Annotated in this window: 17 protein-coding genes; 9 read left to right on the top strand and 8 right to left on the bottom strand. The window is 70.1% G+C overall.

Annotated elements, in window-relative coordinates:
- Window positions 1–6 precede the first annotated feature (6 nt).
- From IT184_15815 to IT184_15795, 5 genes are read left to right on the top strand one after another with little or no spacing between them, the layout of a single operon-like run.
- Complete coding sequence (locus IT184_15815) at window positions 7–1,056, top strand: hypothetical protein (GenBank protein ID MCC7010274.1); 1,050 nt, start codon at window positions 7–9, stop codon at window positions 1,054–1,056.
- On the top strand, window positions 1,053–2,534 hold the full coding sequence (locus IT184_15810) for a tripartite tricarboxylate transporter permease (protein ID MCC7010273.1): 1,482 nt from the start codon (window positions 1,053–1,055) through the stop codon (window positions 2,532–2,534). The genes IT184_15815 and IT184_15810 overlap by 4 nt, the downstream gene beginning before the upstream one ends.
- Window positions 2,535–2,559: 25 nt before the next feature.
- Window positions 2,560–2,952 carry a tripartite tricarboxylate transporter TctB family protein gene (locus IT184_15805; GenBank protein ID MCC7010272.1) on the top strand — a complete coding sequence of 131 codons (393 nt, stop codon included), beginning with the start codon at window positions 2,560–2,562 and terminating at the stop codon, window positions 2,950–2,952.
- Window positions 2,949–3,803 carry a class I SAM-dependent methyltransferase gene (locus IT184_15800; protein MCC7010271.1) on the top strand — a complete coding sequence of 285 codons (855 nt, stop codon included), beginning with the start codon at window positions 2,949–2,951 and terminating at the stop codon, window positions 3,801–3,803. Before IT184_15805 ends, IT184_15800 begins: the two co-directional genes overlap by 4 nt.
- Before the next feature lie 15 nt (window positions 3,804–3,818).
- Entirely contained in the window at window positions 3,819–4,982 is a 1,164-nt protein-coding gene (locus IT184_15795; GenBank protein ID MCC7010270.1) for a hypothetical protein, read from the top strand.
- Here IT184_15795 and IT184_15790 read toward each other — a convergent pair.
- The 7 genes from IT184_15790 to IT184_15760 all read right to left on the bottom strand — a co-directional run bounded on the left by IT184_15790 (window position 4,866) and on the right by IT184_15760 (window position 11,318).
- A complete protein-coding gene (locus IT184_15790) occupies window positions 4,866–6,029 on the bottom strand; it encodes a glycosyltransferase (protein ID MCC7010269.1) in 1,164 nt (387 codons plus the stop codon). The two genes, IT184_15795 and IT184_15790, sit on opposite strands and share 117 nt — an antisense overlap.
- A 339-nt stretch (window positions 6,030–6,368) precedes the next feature.
- Window positions 6,369–7,118: a sulfotransferase gene (locus IT184_15785; protein MCC7010268.1), complete on the bottom strand. Its 750-nt coding sequence runs from the start codon at window positions 7,116–7,118 to the stop codon at window positions 6,369–6,371.
- Between the two features lie 122 nt (window positions 7,119–7,240).
- Window positions 7,241–7,621: a hypothetical protein gene (locus IT184_15780; protein ID MCC7010267.1), complete on the bottom strand. Its 381-nt coding sequence runs from the start codon at window positions 7,619–7,621 to the stop codon at window positions 7,241–7,243.
- Window positions 7,618–8,961, bottom strand: a complete 1,344-nt coding sequence (locus IT184_15775; GenBank protein ID MCC7010266.1) for a B12-binding domain-containing radical SAM protein — start codon at window positions 8,959–8,961, stop codon at window positions 7,618–7,620. The genes IT184_15780 and IT184_15775 overlap by 4 nt, the downstream gene beginning before the upstream one ends.
- Complete coding sequence (locus tag IT184_15770) at window positions 8,958–9,359, bottom strand: hypothetical protein (protein MCC7010265.1); 402 nt, start codon at window positions 9,357–9,359, stop codon at window positions 8,958–8,960. Before IT184_15770 ends, IT184_15775 begins: the two co-directional genes overlap by 4 nt.
- A 263-nt stretch (window positions 9,360–9,622) precedes the next feature.
- A complete protein-coding gene (locus IT184_15765) occupies window positions 9,623–10,030 on the bottom strand; it encodes an SET domain-containing protein-lysine N-methyltransferase (protein ID MCC7010264.1) in 408 nt (135 codons plus the stop codon).
- Window positions 10,031–10,097: 67 nt separating this feature from the next.
- A complete protein-coding gene (locus IT184_15760) occupies window positions 10,098–11,318 on the bottom strand; it encodes a hypothetical protein (GenBank protein MCC7010263.1) in 1,221 nt (406 codons plus the stop codon).
- Window positions 11,319–11,337: 19 nt separating this feature from the next.
- Here IT184_15760 and IT184_15755 point away from each other — a divergent pair, with 19 nt between their 5' ends.
- From IT184_15755 to IT184_15740, 4 genes are read left to right on the top strand one after another with little or no spacing between them, the layout of a single operon-like run.
- Window positions 11,338–12,453 (top strand): nucleotidyltransferase family protein, encoded by a 1,116-nt coding sequence (locus tag IT184_15755; GenBank protein MCC7010262.1) that lies wholly within the window; start codon window positions 11,338–11,340, stop codon window positions 12,451–12,453.
- 2 nt (window positions 12,454–12,455) lie between these two features.
- Complete coding sequence (locus IT184_15750) at window positions 12,456–13,799, top strand: MFS transporter (GenBank protein MCC7010261.1); 1,344 nt, start codon at window positions 12,456–12,458, stop codon at window positions 13,797–13,799.
- Complete coding sequence (locus tag IT184_15745; GenBank protein MCC7010260.1) at window positions 13,796–14,881, top strand: hypothetical protein; 1,086 nt, start codon at window positions 13,796–13,798, stop codon at window positions 14,879–14,881. Before IT184_15750 ends, IT184_15745 begins: the two co-directional genes overlap by 4 nt.
- The gene (locus IT184_15740) at window positions 14,875–15,738 is read left to right on the top strand and encodes an aminoglycoside phosphotransferase family protein (GenBank protein ID MCC7010259.1); all 864 of its coding nucleotides are present in this window, start codon (window positions 14,875–14,877) and stop codon (window positions 15,736–15,738) included. Before IT184_15745 ends, IT184_15740 begins: the two co-directional genes overlap by 7 nt.
- On the opposite strand, the gene IT184_15735 is transcribed toward IT184_15740, so the two are convergent.
- Window positions 15,735–16,343 (bottom strand): FKBP-type peptidyl-prolyl cis-trans isomerase, encoded by a 609-nt coding sequence (locus IT184_15735; protein MCC7010258.1) that lies wholly within the window; start codon window positions 16,341–16,343, stop codon window positions 15,735–15,737. The genes IT184_15740 and IT184_15735 overlap by 4 nt on opposite strands.
- Between the last annotated feature and the right edge of the window lie 208 nt (window positions 16,344–16,551).

The following is a 16,551-nucleotide window of genomic DNA, read 5'->3' as shown; positions in this document are numbered from 1 at the left end:
CGCCGCGTGTCCGACCACAGTCCGACCTCGTGCGTGCGCGCCCGCGTGCTGCCGCTGCTCCTGGCGCTCGTGATCGCGACCGCCTGTTCGCGCGATCGGCCGGCGGGATCGGGGGACTTCTTCGGCGGGCGCACCATCACCTACGTCGTCGCGTCCAACGCCGGCGGCGGATACGACACCTATGCGCGCATCGTCGCGAAGTCGCTCGCCCGGCACCTGCCAGGCAGCCGCGTCGTGGTGCGCAACGCCCCTGGCGCTGGCGGCCTCATCGGCGCGAACGAGATCTACAGAGCCAGGCCCGACGGGCTGACGATCGGAACGTTCACGTTCGGTTTCCTGTATCCGCAGCTCGTGGGCGATCTCGACGGCCAGCTCGACCTCGAGCAGATGTCCTGGATCGGCAAGGCGGCCTCCGAGCCGCGCATCCTGGCGCTCGGCCGAGCGACGGGGATCGCCACCGCCGACGACCTTCTCCGATCCACGACGCCGATCCGGCTCGCGACGACGCCGCCCGGCACGTCGGCGTTCTACGCGACGCAGATTCTCGCGGAGGCGGTGGGTTTCAAGATCGATGTCGTCCCCGGCTTCGACGAGGACGAAGGCCAGCTCGCGATGCTCAGAGGCGACGTCCATGGCCTCATCGCCTCGCCGTCGTCGCTGCGTCCCGTCATCGACCAGGGCCTCGCGCACATGGTCCTGCGCGTCGGCGACAGCCCGGACACGGCAAGCGTCGCGGCGGCCGCCGATTTCGCCACGACCGATCGAGGCCGCGCCCTCGTAGCGCTCCTCGCGGCGCAATCGCTGATCGGCCGCCTGACCGTCGGGCCGCCCGGCATCCCGCAGGCCCGGCTCGACGTGCTGCGCCGCGCCTACTCGGCCGCGCTCCAGGACCCCGAGCTGCTTGCGGACGCGGCCCGCCTCAGATTGCCAATCGATCCGCTGGACGGCGAGGCCGTCGCCGAGCGCGTGCGGCACGCCCTCGATGCGTCCGCCGAGGCGGTCGCGTGGCTCCGCGCGCTCTCGCCCCACCGTGGATTGCAGGTCGCCGCTCCGTGATCGCGTCGTCGCCGCTCGACAGCCTCTTCGCCCTGCTCTCGTCACCGCAGCTCGTCGCGCTCATCTGCGCCGGCGTGCCGTTCGGCCTCGCGCTGGGCGTCATTCCAGGGATTGGCGGCCGGTTCGGGTTGATCGTGGCGATCCCGTTCGTGCTGCACCTCGATGCCGTGGCTGGCGCCGTCTTCCTCGTGGCCATGCACGCCGTCGTCCACACCGGCGGGTCGGTCCCGAGCATCCTGCTCGGCATCGGATCGGGACCCGATGCCGCCACCGTGGTCGATGGTTACCCGATGGCGCGCCGGGGCGAGGCGGGCCGAGCGATCGGCGCGAGCCTGGCGGCGTCGGCGCTCGGCGGGATCGTCGGCGCGGCGCTGCTCGCCACGTCGCTGCCGCTCGTGTCCTGGCTGATGTTCTCGTTCGGTCCGCCCGAGATCTTCCTGCTGGCGCTCGTCGGCATCACGTTCATGACGGCGGTGAGCGGGGCGAACCTGCTGAAGGGGATGATCGTGGGATCGCTCGGCCTCATGTTGTCGTTCATCGGCCGCGATCCCGAGCTGGGCATCCCGCGCTTCACCTTCGGCCAGACGTTCCTGTGGGATGGTCTCGGCGTCATCCCCGCGATCGCCGCGATGTTCGCCGTGCCGGAGACGATCGCGATCGGCGCCTCGCGCGCACCGATCGCCGCGCGCGCGGCCACGGACGCGGTCATCCGATCCGGCGAGATGCTGACGGGGGCGATGGACGTCATCCGCCATCGCTGGCTCGCCCTGCGCACGTCGGTGCTCGGCGCATTGATCGGCGTCGTGCCGGGCCTCGGCGGCGAGGTCGCGGCGTGGGTCTGCTACGGCCATGCCGTGCAGACCGCGCGCGACCCGGCGCGATTCGGGCAGGGCGCCGTCGAAGGCGTGATCGCCCCCGACGCCGCGAACAACTCGAAGGAAGGCGGCGCCTTGCTGCCGACGCTGTTCCTCGGCATTCCCGGCAGCTCGGGCATGTCGATCCTGCTCGGCGCGCTCGTGGCGCTCGGCGTGCAGCCGGGACCTCAAGTCGTGCTCGGACACGTCAACCTGGCCTGGACGCTCGTCTGGACGCTGGTGATCGCGAACGTGCTCGGCGCCGTGATGCTCGCGGCCGTGGCGCGCTGGCTGACGACCGTCACGCGGGTGCCGGGAGGGCGGCTCGCGCCGTTCGTGCTGGTCTTCACGCTGCTCGGCTGCCTGGTCGGCACCGCGGGCGCATCGTCGCTCTTCGTGCTCGCGGTGCTCTCGATGCTCGGCGTCTGGCTCGCGCGCGCGGGTTGGCCGCGCGCGCCGTTCGCCATCGGCATCGTGCTCGGCAACGTCGCCGAGCGGGCGCTTCACCAGTCGCTGTCGCTCTGGGGCGCGCGGTTCCTCTTCAGACCGGGTGCTATCATCCTGCTCGTGCTCGTGCTCGGCAGTGTCGCTTACCATGCCCGCGGTCGACTCTCGAAACAGTGAGCGACCCGACGTCGGGCTGACGACGGTGCTGCTGGCCGTCTTCGCCGCGATGACGTGGACGGCAGTGGGCTATCCCGGAGCGGCACGCACCTTCCCTCTCCTCGTCGGCGGCATGGGCGTGGCGCTGTGCCTCGCGCAGCTCGTCCGCGGACTCCGCGCCGCGCCGCACCGCAGCCGCCCGGCGACGCCGCTCCGGCCGCATCTGGTGATGCTCGGCTGGCTCCTCGGCGCGATCGTGCTCGTGAGCGCGCTCGGCGTGCTCGCCGGCTCGCTGTTGTTCCTCTTCGGCTTCCTTCGCGTTCGCGAGCGAGAGTCGATCGCGTGGGCGGCGGCATCGGCATTCGCCGTCGCGCTCCTGCTGCACGTCGTCCTCGAGCGTGGGCTCGGCCTGGTGCTCTACGAGGGAATGCTGAGGTGACCGCCTCCGTGCCTGGCGCGTCGTTGAACGTCGACGAGCGGCTGGCCGAGGGCGCGCCGCTGCAGTTGGCGCTGGCCGATCGATTCTGCAAGGACTCGTGCTGGTGGTACCACGGGCCGCGGCAATACCTTCGCGCGCTCGGCGTCATCGCCGGCGTCGCGAAGGACCGCGAGTTCCTCGTCGACGCGATCGCCGCGTCGGCCGCAGCCGCCCGGGGCGAGCGGGTGCTCGTCTCTGGGGCCGCAGATGCCGGCACGTTGAGCTGCGTGCTGGCAGCCTTCCGCGCGGCCGGCCGCAGCCCGCACGTGACCGTCGCCGACTGCTGTCGGACGCCGCTCGAGGCGTGCCTGGCGTACGCCTGCAGCGCCGGCGCGGCCGTCGACGTCCACCACGGCGACGTGCGCTCGCTCGATCGCCAAGGCGCGTTCGATCTGATTTGCACCCACTCGTTCATCGGGCAGTTCGAGCCCGAGGCACGCGCCGGCCTCGTCCGGCACTGGTACGACCTGCTCGCGCCCGGCGGCACGGTCGTGACCGCCGGCCGGCTCCGCCCGCACCTCGCGACCACGGAGGTCGCCCGGCAGATGGATCTGGCCGACGCGCCGGCCATCTCGATGCGGATCCGCAACATCGACGAGTCGGCGTGCGTGGCGCTCGGCATCACGCGGCCGATCGCCCAGGCATGGGCGGAGGAATGGCTGCGCCGCAAGACTGTCCGGCCGCTCCGATCAACCGACGAGCTCTACGCGCTGTTCGACGCGGCCGGATTCCGGCAGACGACGCTGACGCCGTTCCGCGGAAGCGCGGCGGGTCAACCCGACCGGGTCGGGCTCGTCGCGATCCGCGGCTGATCGCACTCCTCGCCCGTGATTCACGTTCTCGTCACCCCCCAGTTCGATCGGCCGATTCGCAACCTCACCGCCAACTGCGGCGGCGCGCTCGATGACACGATCCGGATCGTCACGTATCCGTACATCCTCACGCGCCGGCAGGTCGATCCGGGAACGTACCTCTTCGCCGATCTCGACCGTGTACCCGGCGCCGATGCCGCCGCCGTGCGCGATCTGGCCGCGGCGCTGTCCGCGACCGGCGCGGCGCGCGTGCTGAACGACCCGCGCCGCGTCCTGCTCCGGTACGATTTGCTCCGCCTCCTGCACGACCGCGGCGTGAACGACTTCCGCGTGTTCCGCGCATCCGATGACCTCGGCGGCGTGCGGTTCCCCGTCTTCGTGCGATGCGAACACGATCACGGCGGGCCGAGAACGCCGCTGATTTCCAACCCGTCGGATCTGGCGTCGGCGATCGACCGGCTCGGCCGCCGCCGCTCCTGGCGTGAGCAACTGATCGTGACCGAGTGCGTGGCCACGCCAGACGGCGACGGGCTCTACCGCAAGTACGGCGCCCTGTTCGTCCGCGGCCGCATCATTCCCAGCCATCTCATCGTCGCCCGCTCCTGGCTGGTCAAGGGCCACTACCGCGTGGTCACTGCGGACATCGCGACGGAAGAGTACGAGTACGTGCGCGACAACCCGCACGCGGCGCGGCTGGCTCCCCTGTTCGAGCTGGCCGGCATCGACTACGGCCGCATCGATTACGGGTTCGCCGACGGGCGGTTGCAGGTGTACGAGATCAACACCAACCCGACCGTCATGGGACGCCGGCAGGCGCCGCACGCGAGCCGGCGTCCGAAGCGGCAGATCCTCGTCGATCGGCTGGTCGATGCGTTCCGCGCGCTCGACGCGGATGGGCCGCGAGCGAAGGCAGGCGAGACGATCGCGCTGCGTCCGCGGCGCGGCCTGCTGCCGTCATGGGCCTTCAGGAGCGTGCGCGCGACACAGGGCCTGTGGAAGATGTACGCCCATCGGTCCGGCATCCGCGCGGCAGGTTCGGCGTCGCCCTCGCACGACCTGCCGTCAGCTCCGCGTGCTCGGGCTGATGGCCCACACGACGCGCTGGCGCCGCCGGATGAAGTCGAACACGCCAACGAACGCCGCGGCGTTCACGGTACAGAAATACGTCCACAACCGTAGGATCGAAGGGACGCGCGCCCTCCGTTTCTGCAGGAACGTGCCGGCGCACAGCGCCGACACGCCGACCGCCAGCGTCAGCAGCATAGCGCGCTGCAGCGGGCCGCCGACGGCGAGATTGATCGCGGCGGATGCAAGAAGGAAATACGGCACCAGCCAGCGCAGCCATTTGTGGCTCGCGAGCCGAAGGGCGAGCAGCGGCCGGAATGGCACGAGGAAGAACCCGACCTGCGCGTGCGCGCCGAGCTGGCGCGTCACCATGCGCGCCTTCCGCTGGAACTCCTCATCGAGACGAGTCGCGGCCCGTTCGTACGCCCGCGCGCGCGGCTCGACCTCGACGCGGCGGCCGGCGGCGAGCGCGCGCAGCGGGTTCGTCGAGTCGTCGGAAACGTCTGGCGGCAGCGGCGCGACGAGCGAACGCCTGATCGCGTAGATGGCACCGGAGACGACGAGCGTGCCGCCGAAACGGCTCTCGGCCTTCTTGATCGCATTCTCGAGCCGCCAGTACAACCCCTCTCCCGCGCGCACGACCGGCTCCGCGTCGTTGCAGTACACGAGCTCGCCCGTCACGCAGCCGACGCCGGGGTCGTCGAACCGCGCGGCCAGATACCGCAGCGCGTCGCGATCGAACTCGGCGTTCGCGTCCGTGAAGACGACGAGGTCGGCCGACGAGCTGGCGATCAGCCTGTTGAGCAACGCGGTCTTGCCCACCCGGTCCGCGGATCGGACGATCGTCACGCGTGGATCCGCCAGCCACTCGTCGAGCTCGCCGGCCGGGCTGGCAGCGCCATCGAGGCCGACCAGCAGCTCGAGCCGTGCTGGCGGGTAGTTGAGCGACGTGAGGTTCCGCAGCCGGCTGGCCACCGTGGCCAGCTCGTCGCGCGACGCGAACACGATGGCGATCGACGGAACGTGCGCGGCGGCAAGGTCGACGGGCGCCATCGTGCGCGGAGGCATGACGCGGCTCGCTGCCCACACCAGGAGCGGATAGCCAACGTAGGCGTAGGCTACGGCCGCGAGGAGCGTCCACGACACCAGTTCGGCCGACATCGTCACGATCAGAGCACCGGAGAGACGGCCGCCACCACAGCCTCGGCCAGCCGCGTCGTGCGGTTCACAGCGTGATGGCCTACGCCCACAGGGTCCAGCGCGTGATGGAAAACCGGTGCACGGGTCTCAGGGCCGTGAGTATAGCGCCGGCGCCTCCGAACGGATGGCGCAGCAGCCCACGCCGCGCGCGATGATGATGGCGAGCCGAACGCGCCCGCGCGGAGGTCGCGCTGTCGCGCCGCCAAGCGTCGGCGATGCAGCGATCGTATCCGAGACGCGGCAGCAGCGAGATCGATCGTTCCTCCGAGGCGACGAGGACGGACGAGAACTGCGTCGGACTCAGCCGACGTCGTAGCCGAAGAACGAAACGAGCGCGGCATCGCGCCCGAGCTGCTGCGCAATCGCGTCACGCTCCAGGCTCGTCAGCATCTCGATCTGACGACGGTTCTGATCCAGCAGCCCCTGTCGCGGGTAGTCCTTGACGTCGAAGGTCGCGTGCACGTCGACCGTCGCGAACTCCGGCGCGCCAGGCGTGAGCGCCTCGATGCACGCAGCAGGACGCGCACAGAACGCCTCGTACGAACACCGCGTCACGTCGAACTGCCCGATCCAATGCTGCATCCACCGTGCCCGTTCGAGCCAGATGTCCGCGAGACGACGGACGATCTCGACGCGCTCGTCCGGGGTCTTCTGCTCCGGAGCGTGATGACGCACGAGCACGCTGGCGCACTGTGCGAGCGGATGCCGGGTGAGCGCCATCAGCAGGTGGTTCGGGAACACGCGCATCAGTTGGTCGATTCGAACGAGGTTCGGCGGGCTCTTCTCGATCACCACGGTGACGGGCGTCGTCTGGCAGAGCTCGTCGATCCGGGCGAGCCACGCCGCGCGAATCGCCGCCCAGTCCATCACCTTTGCCGGATCCCAGCGGGCGGCATCGGACATCTCCGGCACGAGCCACTGTCCTTCGCCGCTCGGGTGCAGCAGCGCGGCGCCCGACGCGGTGCTCAGCACGCGGGCCAGTGCCGTGGACCCCGAATACGGCTGGGTGAGGACGAAGAGAAACCGCGGCTCGTCTATACGGGACCGCATGTTTCGCCAGGCTGCGGAGCTCTCACACGAACGCGATCGAGCAGACCGCCGGGTGCGCACGGCGTTTCGGCTCTGTGATCGGCCTCATAGCGGAGAGATTCAGATAATCGGGGCGTCCCGCTCTACCGCGCCGGCTTCGTCTGCCGCCACGCGATGACGAACAGCACGAGGAACACGACGTCGGCCCAGGCCCAGGGGATCCACATCCATGGCACGCCGCCGGTGAGCTCGTGCCAGAAGACGGAGATCGTGTACGCCAGCTTCAAGCCGATCCCGTACGGGATGAGATCGCGGCGCGACACCGGATCGTTCGCGATGCGAACGAACATCGCCGCGAAGACGATCAGGAGCATCGCCGGAAACTGCACGTAGCCAAGGTGATTCGGCGGCTCGACGCCGAACAGCGCGAAGATCGGCCTGGCGAACAGCAGGACGGCGACGCCGAGCACGCCGTCGAACAACGCAGCGACGAGAAACAGGGGGCGAATCCAGGACGGCGTCATGAGGCCTCGCTTCGGATGGGCGCGCCCTTCTCCGGCCGGAGGGCGCGGCGGCGCCGGAAGAAGCGGCGGCGCCGTTCACGCGTCGCTTCGTCGCTGTACAGACGGGCAGCGAGATCCCGCAAACCCGTTTCCAGGTCGGCGACGCTCATGTGGGTTGGCCGGAAGTTCACGTCGAACAGCGTGCACAGCTCCCACGCGCCCTCGCGGATCAGCCGTCCTTCGCGGCGAAGGCGCTCGTAGAGCGGCGTGCCGGGAAACGCCGTCTGCACGGTGATCTGCACCTCGTACAAGCCGCTGTCGCGGACGAACGTCCAGATCGATTCGAAGCTGTCCGCGCCGGCGCCGTCCAGGCCGAGGATGAAGCACCCGTTCACCGTGATGCCGTGATCCTGGATCCGCTCGATCGCCCGCCCGTAGCGCGCGAGCTGCCGCGCCTTCCAGTTCGATCGTTGCTCCAGCCCGTCGAGCCCGGCCGCCGTCGGGCTCTCCAGGCCGATGAGCACCTGCGCGCAGCCGCTGTCGCGCATCAGCCCGAGCAGCTCCTCATCGTCGGCCACCGAGATGTCGGTTTCGGTGAACCACCGCACGCCTTCGCGGGCCAGCGCCCGCATGAGCGCCTTCGCGTGGGTCTTGTTGACGAAGGTGTTGTCGTCGGCGAACTCGATGAACGGCGACGGCCAGATCGACCGGATCTCGCGGATCTCACGCATCACCCTGTCGACCGGTTTGACCTTGTAGCGCGGCGAGATCCGGATCGACGCGGCGCAGAACTCGCAGCGGAACGGGCACCCGCGCTGCGTCTGGACCGTGAGCCGGTTGTAGCGGCGAACGTCGAGAAGATCGAACCGCGGCATGGGGGCGTGCGCCAAGTCGAAGCTCGCCGCGCGCGCGTCGTACACCGGCGCCGCGGTCTTCCGAGCGAGATCCGCGACGACGCGCGGCCAGGCGAGCTCACCCTCGCCCAGCACGATCGTGTCGGCGTGCGCGCGCGCGTCGTCGGGCACGGCCGTCACGTGCAGGCCGCCGAGCACGACGTGCGTGCCGGCCGCCCGGTAGCGATCGGCGAGCCGGTAGGCTTCCGGCATCTGCGCCGTGAAGCTCGAGATCGCCACGACGTCGAACGGGCCGGGCAGCGCGTCGAGCGCGTCCGGCTCCGGCACGTCGCGGTACTCGACGGCGACGGACGGTGGCGTGAGGCCGGCGAGCGTGAGCAGACCGAGACTCGGCAGCGACGCGATCGTCCTGTTCCGCTCGACGAAGCCCGGCAGCGTCAGCCCCAGCGCCGTCAGCTCGGGGTTGTACGCCCGCACGCCGCTCATGGCGATCAACCCGATCCTCATGGCCGGCTCCACGCGAGGAGCGTGCAGACGATGCCGCTCCCGACCGCAATCACGGGAATCGGAAACAACTGCCGAAACGGCTCTCGCCATGCCGAGAGGAAACAGCACGCCGGCATCGTGATGGCGCCGATGACGAGCGCGACGGACGCGACCGGCACGGTCGATCCGCCGAGACCCGCGGTCGTGACCGTCAGGCCGAAGAGGATGTTGAGGAATCCGAGCCCGAAGAACGAGATGTGGCCCAGCCGGAGCAGCCGCCGCCTGAACGTGCCGTACCCGCCCAGCCAGCGTTCGTCGTGGAAGAAGAGGCCGATGCCCGCACCCGAGACGACGCCGGCGAGCATGCCGATCCATCCCGCCACCAGCGCGAACGACGCCGCGTCCTGTGATGAGCCCATGGGGCGCTCCGGTAGCGGCTAGCTTATGCCAGCCGAACGCGGTGTCGGCCGGCGAATTTTCGTCCGGACCTTCGGGAACGCGCAGCACGAGAACATGCGCCGGACGACGCTCGACTCGCCCGTTCAACGATGAGAGCGTCGTCGGGAGGCGTCCATGTCCGAGCGCACCACGCTGGCAGAGTATCGGTGCGGTGACGAAACCACGCGGCCGCGCGAACTGCACTAGATTCTGCTCAGGGCGGCGATGCGCGTGCGATCCGTCCTCAGAGGATCCGCCGGCACCCTTTCCGGCATCGGCATTCGATCTCGGCGACCCCGTCGGTGTTGTAGTCGTAGGTCAGCTCTTCGCCTTTGCGGAGGCGGCGCGACGCGAAGATCCAGACCGAGCGCCCGATGATGTCCACATGGCAGTTCGGCCGGCACGAGTGGTTGATGTACCGCGCGATGTTGCCGCCGACAGCCGCATCCCGAGACCAGCGATCGTTGATGATGAAGATCCAGATCCGATGGCGAGGCAGATAGCGCTGCTCGCGCCGCCACGCCTCGGCCTGCGAGATCAGCTCGCCTTTGTACTCGACGATGCGGGTGCCGGCGGCGATGTTTTCGGCGGCATACACGCCCCATCCGGAGATCGCCGAGGGGCGCCGTTGCAGGCGTGGAAGTGTCGTCACGAGGAGAATCTAATCACGATCCTCGTGCCGGATCGCGATCGGGCGCCCGCGGCACGCGCGTACCGGCCTACGCGCACAGCTCCCTGATGCGTCGAAGCACGACCGGCCTCGAGGCGATCACGGCCATTTCCCAATCGCGCGCTCGCGCCAGGTTCGCCGTCAATCGATCGCGCCCGGCCGCAAACGTCGCGAAGGCTCGATCGACATCCTCCTCCGAGAGCGGCGCCATCGGCGAGGTGGTGAGCGAAATTGCGAGGCCGAGCCGCTGGCACGTCGCCGCCAGCGCAGGCTGATCCCAGATGAACGGATACGAGAGCATCGGCACCCGGTGCACGATGCTCTCGTGCGTCGAGTTCAAGCCGTGGTGCGTGACGAAGACGTCGGCCTCCTGGAGGATGCGCCGCTGGTCCACGTTCGGCTCGATCCGCACACCGCGTCGCGCGATCGACGCGCCGACCTCGGCGGGCACCGTCACGCCGCCGAGCGTGATGACCGCCTGCATCCCGGGATGACGCGACACGCCGGCGGCGATCGCCTCGAACGCCGCGGTCGCTTCCTGAAGACGAAACGGCACGATGAAGGATCCGAACGACACGTACACCTTCAGCCCGACACGAGGGCGGCCATCGAAGTACGGGCGAGCCGGCACGTCACGGGCCGCGTCCTCCTCGAGAATCGATCCGAAGAACGCCACCGGCTCGAAGCACGCGCGCCCGGCCTCGGGCAAGAACTCCGGCGGCTCGCCGTAGAGATTGAGATCCGGGCTGAGGTTCGATACGTACGAGAACGGCGAAGCGTCCGCGACGCCGTAGTCATCGCGTAGGCGCGCCACGGCCGCCTTGCACTGCGGCGACACGTGGACTCGAGGGTGCGCCGCCATGATGGGGATGTACCGGTCCGGGTCGACGTTGTGTCCCGCGCAGACGTTCACGCGCGGGAGCCGCAACACGTGGGCGACGACGCGGCCGATCACCGCGAACGTGTCGTGGACGACGACGGTCGGCGCGATGGCGCGAACCTCCTGCGCGATGGCGTCGCCGTAGGCCGCCGCAAACGTCACGTACCGGCAGGCGAACGGCCACGACTCGCCGTCGGCCTGCTCGATCGCGTAGCGCGAGAACAGATCGACGCACACGCCCCCGAGGCGTTCGATGTCTGGCCGGAAGCGCTCGTGCGTGTAGACGTGAGGGCGGAAGCCCGTCCGGGAGAGCCCGGCGATCACCGGCCGGAGCTGCTGGAAGTGGCCGCGGTCGGGCATGCAGAACACCGCGGCGGCCGGTCGACCCATCGCATACCTTATATCGCGCATGTCCGAACGCGAGCGCTACGTCCAGGTGGCCAGGCACGCCGGCCGGCGCCACTCCGGCCCGCTCGTCGAGGCGCTGCAGCGGCTGACGGAGGATCCCGATGAGATCATTCGCGTCCTCGGCACGCACCGGCTCATCCGCCTGATCCTGAACGCGACGAGCGCCGAGGATCTCTCGCGCGCCCTCGCGCCGGCGCTCGCCGAACGGTTCGAGTCGTGGCGGGCGAAACCATGGCCGTCCAACGCGGCGCTGCTTCGAACCTTCGACGAGCTACAGCGGCACCTGGCCGCAGCGGGCGTGAACGTGCTGCTGCTCAAAGGGTTTCCCCTTGCGGTCCGGCTGTACGGCAGCCTCGAGGGGCGGCCGCAGCACGACATCGATCTGCTGGTGCGGCAGAACGACAGGCGCCGCGCCAGCGCGGTGCTCAGGACGCACGGATGCGTCCGTCTCGGCTACGACGCCCACGCGGTGACCTTCGCGCTCGCCACGATCAAGCTGGACGTCCATCGCTGCCTGCGCGGCGCGCCCGCGTTCCATCTGGAGGAACGACCGATCTGGGACGAGGCGGTGGACCTCACGATCGACGGCGTGCGCTGCCGTACGCTCTCGGACGAGTGGACCATCGTCCTGATCGCGCTGTCGATCTTCGAGGAGCTCGCGCATGGATCGACGCAGCTTCGGGCACTGGTCGATCTCTACCTGCTGCTGCGCGATGTCGATGCCCGCGTCGACTGGGATCGATTCTTCGCGCGCCGTGATGCCGCGCGGCTCGCCGGTGTCTTCGCGAACGTGCTGATGCTCGTGATCGAGCTCTTCGAGGTCCGGGACGAACTGCCTCATCTCGTGTCGATGTTGGCAGCATGGCGGTCCGCGATCGTGCCGCTGACCGCCGATGAACGGCTCACGCTGGTGTTCGCGCCGCCGCGCACGCCGGCCAACCTCCGCTGGTTCGCCCGGATCTACCCGGGCTCGCTGGCGCGCTATCTCGCCGCGTTTTGGTGGGCCGGCTTCCCCGCCAACGTTCGCGACGTCAGCGTCCGCCGGCTGATCTCCGGTGGACGCGTCGCCTGGCAGATGCGCGTCGCGAGAGCGCCGCACTCGGCAGGGGGCGCCTGATCGTGGCGTACCGGCTCTGGCTGATGGTGGTGCTGATCACCGCCTACACGTTCGCCTTCGTCGATCGCGTCATCGTCGCCGTGATCGGCCCGGCCATCATCAGGGAGTTCGGACTGAGCGACGTCGAGTTCGGCCTGCTGGGCGGCCTCGCCTTCGCCCTCCTCTTCTCGGCCTGCGGTATTCCGGTGGCGCGGCTCGCCGAGCGACGCAGCCGTGTCCTCATCATCGGTTCGTCGATCGCGGTGTGGTCGCTCATGACCGCGCTGTTCGGCACGGCACGGTCCTACGCCGGCCTGCTGATCTATCGCCTCGGCGTCGGAATCGGCGAAGCGGGCGTCGTCCCCGCGTCGCATTCGCTGCTCTCGGACACGTTTCCCGCTCACCGCCGCGCCTCGATGCTCGCGCTGTTCACGTTGGGCGCGCCGCTCGGAGCGGTGGCCGGCAGCGTCGCCGGCGGATGGCTCAGCCAGATGTACGGCTGGCGGACGGCCATGGCCGCGGTCGGGCTGCCGGGTCTCGTCCTCGCGCTGCTCGTGATCGTCACGCTCCGTGAACCCGTCCGCGGAGCGCTGGATCGGCACGGCGCGGCCGCCGCGCCGCCGCCGTTCCGCAACATGATGCGCGGTCTTTTCCGCGATCCGGTCTTCGGCCACATGGTGATGGGGGCCTCGCTCACGAGCGTGGCGGCGACCGGCATCAACCTGTTCGGACCGACCTATCTCGTGCGTCGGTTCGGCATCGGTATGGCGGATGCGGGTCTCTGGTTCGGCGTCGTCGCAGGCGCATCGGGCGTGGCGGGCATCCTGGCCGGCGGCTTCATGACCGATCTCGCCGCACGAAGACACGTCCGATGGTACGCCGGCATCCCGGCGTTTGGCGTCGCGCTCGCGTTCCCGCTGTACGTCGTCGCGTTTCGCCAGGAGACGGTGGCCGCGACGCTCGGCTATCTGGTCGCCGGCGCGGTGAGCCTGACGACGTACATGGGACCGACGTTCGCGCTGGCGCAGAACATCGTCAGCGCGCGCATGCGGGCGTCGGCATCTGCCGTCGTGCTCCTCGCCATGAACGTGCTCGGCCAGGGTCTCGGGCCGACGCTGATGGGCGTGGCCAGCGACGCCTTCGCCAGCCGCGCCTTCATGCTCGGCGACTACCGGACGTCGTGCTTTGGCGCCGGCGCCGTGCCGGCGATCGCGGATGCCTGCGCCCGCGCGTCCACTGACGGGCTCCAGGCGTCGATCGTCGTGACGGCGGGTTGCCTGGCGTGGGGCGCGGTCCATTTCTGGCGGGCGGCCACAGCGCTCGGACGTCGCCCGCACGCGATCGCGGCGTGGGACGCGCCGCCATGATTCGGGCCTACGCGCACAACGGGCTCACGATCGGCATCGAGGCAGATGCCGACGAGCACACGTGGCTCGAGGAGTTCCTGACGCCAGCCTTCGCTGTCGCGGACGTTCCAATGCAAGCCGTCGACGTGCGCGTCGGGCTCGATCCGATTGCGCCCCCCACGGCCGGCGATCGCGATTCGGACACGTGCGTGGCGTTCGCACAGGACTCGAGCCCGCTCGAGCTGCCGGTCCGGCGGACGTCCCGCGGTCTGGCTGTGCACGACGCCACCGACGGCATCGTCTACGCCGTCGAAGACGATGGCCGCTCGACCAGAGTGGGTGTCTACGGCGATCGGCTCCAGGCACGAGCCCACGTGCTGCGCGTCGTGCGCGAGTACGCCCACAACCACTCGATCGCACGCGGCGCGGTCGTGCTGCACGCGGCGGCGATCGTGACCCGCGGTCGTGCGGTGCTGATCGCCGGCCCCAAGCACTCGGGGAAGACAACGACGATGCTGCGGCTGCTGGAGCAGACAGGCGTCGGTTTCCTGTCGAACGATCGCGTGGTCGTGCGGCACGGTACGCCGCCTGCTGCGCTGGCCGTGCCGACCGTCGTCGCGATCCGGTCGGGGTCGCGCGAGCTGTTGCCGTCCATCGCCGCGAGGCTGGCGCATTGCGGGGATCTGCTCCAGCATCGCGAGGCAAGGCTGGCGGCTGGACCGCGACCGCCGCGGACATGGCAGGACGCGTGGCACATCAGCCCGCCGCAGCTCTGCGCGGCGCTGCCGTGCGCGTCCGAGGCGTGCGCCCCCGTTGGCGCCGTGGTGTTCCCGAACGCGGATCGCGAAAGCGCTTTCGTCGACAGGCTCGACGACGAGCGGGCGGCCACGGCGATCGACGGAGCGTTGTTGTGCCGCGCCAGCGGGCGATTCTGCTCGGAGGTCTTCACGCTCGGCGCCACGCCGCCGGAGGCGAACGAGATGATGCGCCGCTGTCGCGCGCTGGTGCCCGCGGTCGCCTGCTACGCGATCGGCGTGCCTGACGTGAGGGCCAATGCCTCGCTGGCGACGTTGATCGCGGCGTGCCTGGAGCGGCCGTGCTGACAGCCCGGCGCGCGAGACTGCTGGCCGCTCACGGCCTGCACGTGGCTCGCGAGGCGCGCCTGTCGAGCCGCGCCGAGTCGCCGGTGTCAGGGCTCGATCTGGTGGACGGCCGACGCGTGAAGATGCGCCTCTACCCGACGGCGGCGCGAGCCGACGACGTCTGGCGAATGCTGCAGGTCGCGGGCACGACGCTGCCTCGACCAATCCTGCGGCTCGGGCGCTGCCTCGTCGTGGAGTACGTCGAGGGGACACCGCTCGACCGGCTGCGCACCGGTGCGTCCGCCACCGGAACGGCCCGGCTCGTCCGCGGCGTTGGCCGCCTTCTCGCGCGGCTCCATCGAGCGCCCGCGCCGCCCGTCGCCCCGACGACCTACGTGAACACGCGATGGCTCGTGACCCGCGTGGCGAGAGCGTTCCGCGCGCGGGCATTGCTCAGCGAGGCGGAGGCTCGCGCGCTCATGCGCCTCGCGCTGCCGACCGACACGCGAACGGCGATCAGCCATGGCGATCCGTCCCCCGGCAACATCGTGCGCACGCGGGCCGGACGACTGCGGCTGATCGACGAGGAACGGCTGTCGCTTCGTCCGCCGGCGTTCGACCTCGCGAGGGCCGTCACGAGCTGGCCGCTGACGCCCACGCTCGAGCGCGAGCTGCTCGCCGGTTACGCCGCCGCCGGAGGGCCGGTGCGGGCATATCTCGACAACCGGACGTTCTGGATTGCGACGGCGCTCGCGACGGTCGGCGTCTTTCGGCTGGCGACCGGCCGCGGCAGCCTTCGGCGCGTCGCGGACGGGTTGAGACGGATAGCTCGCGGGTACGACGGGTACGACGGGCGACGGAATCCGAGATCGCGCTAGGGAACCGTCCTGACGATCTCCAGCAGTTCGATGTCGAACACGAGCGCCGCGCCCGCGGGTATCGTTGGCGCTCCGGCATCGCCGTACGCGAGATCGGACGGGCACACCAGCCGTGCCTTGCCGCCGACCTTCATCCGCTGCACGCCTTCGGTCCAGCACGGCACGACGCCGGTCAGCGGAAACGTGGCCGGCTCGCCGCGATCGTAGGAGCTGTCGAACACGGTGCCGTTGACGAGCGTCCCGCGATAGTGGACCTTGACGGTGTCGCGCGCGCTCGGCGATGCCCCGGTGCCGGCGGTGATGTCGCGATAGACGAGGCCCGACGCGGTCTTCACCGCCCCGAGCTCGGATGCCGCTCGCTCGAGGTAGGCGGCTGCCACCGCCTTTTCCCTCGTCATCGCACGCTCTCCGCGCACCGTCGCGAACGGCTCGATCGTCGGCCCCCACTCGTTGAGGTCGATCGCCGGCGTGCCGGCCGCGCCGTCGACGAGCGCGCGCTTGATGATCTCGATCTCCTCCGGCGAGAGGTCGAACTGGCGGATCGACCGCTGCATGAGGAGGCCGAGCGCGTAGATCGTCTTCTGCTCATCGGAAAGCGGGGCCATCGCCTGCGAGGCCGGAGCACTCGACGATGGCGGCGGAGGCTGGGCCGGCACCGGCGCGGCGGGTGTGCGAGGGCTCGCGGGCTTGGGAGCCGGAACGGGTTTCGCGGCCGGGGCCGGCTTCGACGTGGAGACCGGCGGCCGCGCCCCCTGCGCCCCGAGCGCGACCGAGCACAGGAGCAGCAGCATCACGATACGGAACATGTCACGC

Source organism: Acidobacteriota bacterium, from assembly GCA_020853395.1.
Taxonomy (GTDB): domain Bacteria; phylum Acidobacteriota; class Vicinamibacteria; order Vicinamibacterales; family SCN-69-37; genus JADYYY01.
This window is presented reverse-complemented; position numbering and strand designations above follow the sequence as displayed.

What these genes read in the sequence shown, in the direction of transcription:
- IT184_15755 (MCC7010262.1), top strand. Translation starts at nt 11,338, where the DNA reads ATGTCCGAACGCGAGCGCTACGTCCAGGTGGCCAGGCACGCCGGCCGG.
- IT184_15760 (MCC7010263.1), bottom strand. Translation starts at nt 11,318, where the DNA reads ATGGGTCGACCGGCCGCCGCGGTGTTCTGCATGCCCGACCGCGGCCAC.
- IT184_15745 (MCC7010260.1), top strand. Translation starts at nt 13,796, where the DNA reads ATGATTCGGGCCTACGCGCACAACGGGCTCACGATCGGCATCGAGGCA.
- IT184_15785 (MCC7010268.1), bottom strand. Translation starts at nt 7,118, where the DNA reads ATGCGGTCCCGTATAGACGAGCCGCGGTTTCTCTTCGTCCTCACCCAG.
- IT184_15770 (MCC7010265.1), bottom strand. Translation starts at nt 9,359, where the DNA reads ATGGGCTCATCACAGGACGCGGCGTCGTTCGCGCTGGTGGCGGGATGG.
- IT184_15780 (MCC7010267.1), bottom strand. Translation starts at nt 7,621, where the DNA reads ATGACGCCGTCCTGGATTCGCCCCCTGTTTCTCGTCGCTGCGTTGTTC.
- IT184_15790 (MCC7010269.1), bottom strand. Translation starts at nt 6,029, where the DNA reads ATGTCGGCCGAACTGGTGTCGTGGACGCTCCTCGCGGCCGTAGCCTAC.
- IT184_15775 (MCC7010266.1), bottom strand. Translation starts at nt 8,961, where the DNA reads ATGAGGATCGGGTTGATCGCCATGAGCGGCGTGCGGGCGTACAACCCC.
- IT184_15735 (MCC7010258.1), bottom strand. Translation starts at nt 16,343, where the DNA reads ATGGCCCCGCTTTCCGATGAGCAGAAGACGATCTACGCGCTCGGCCTC.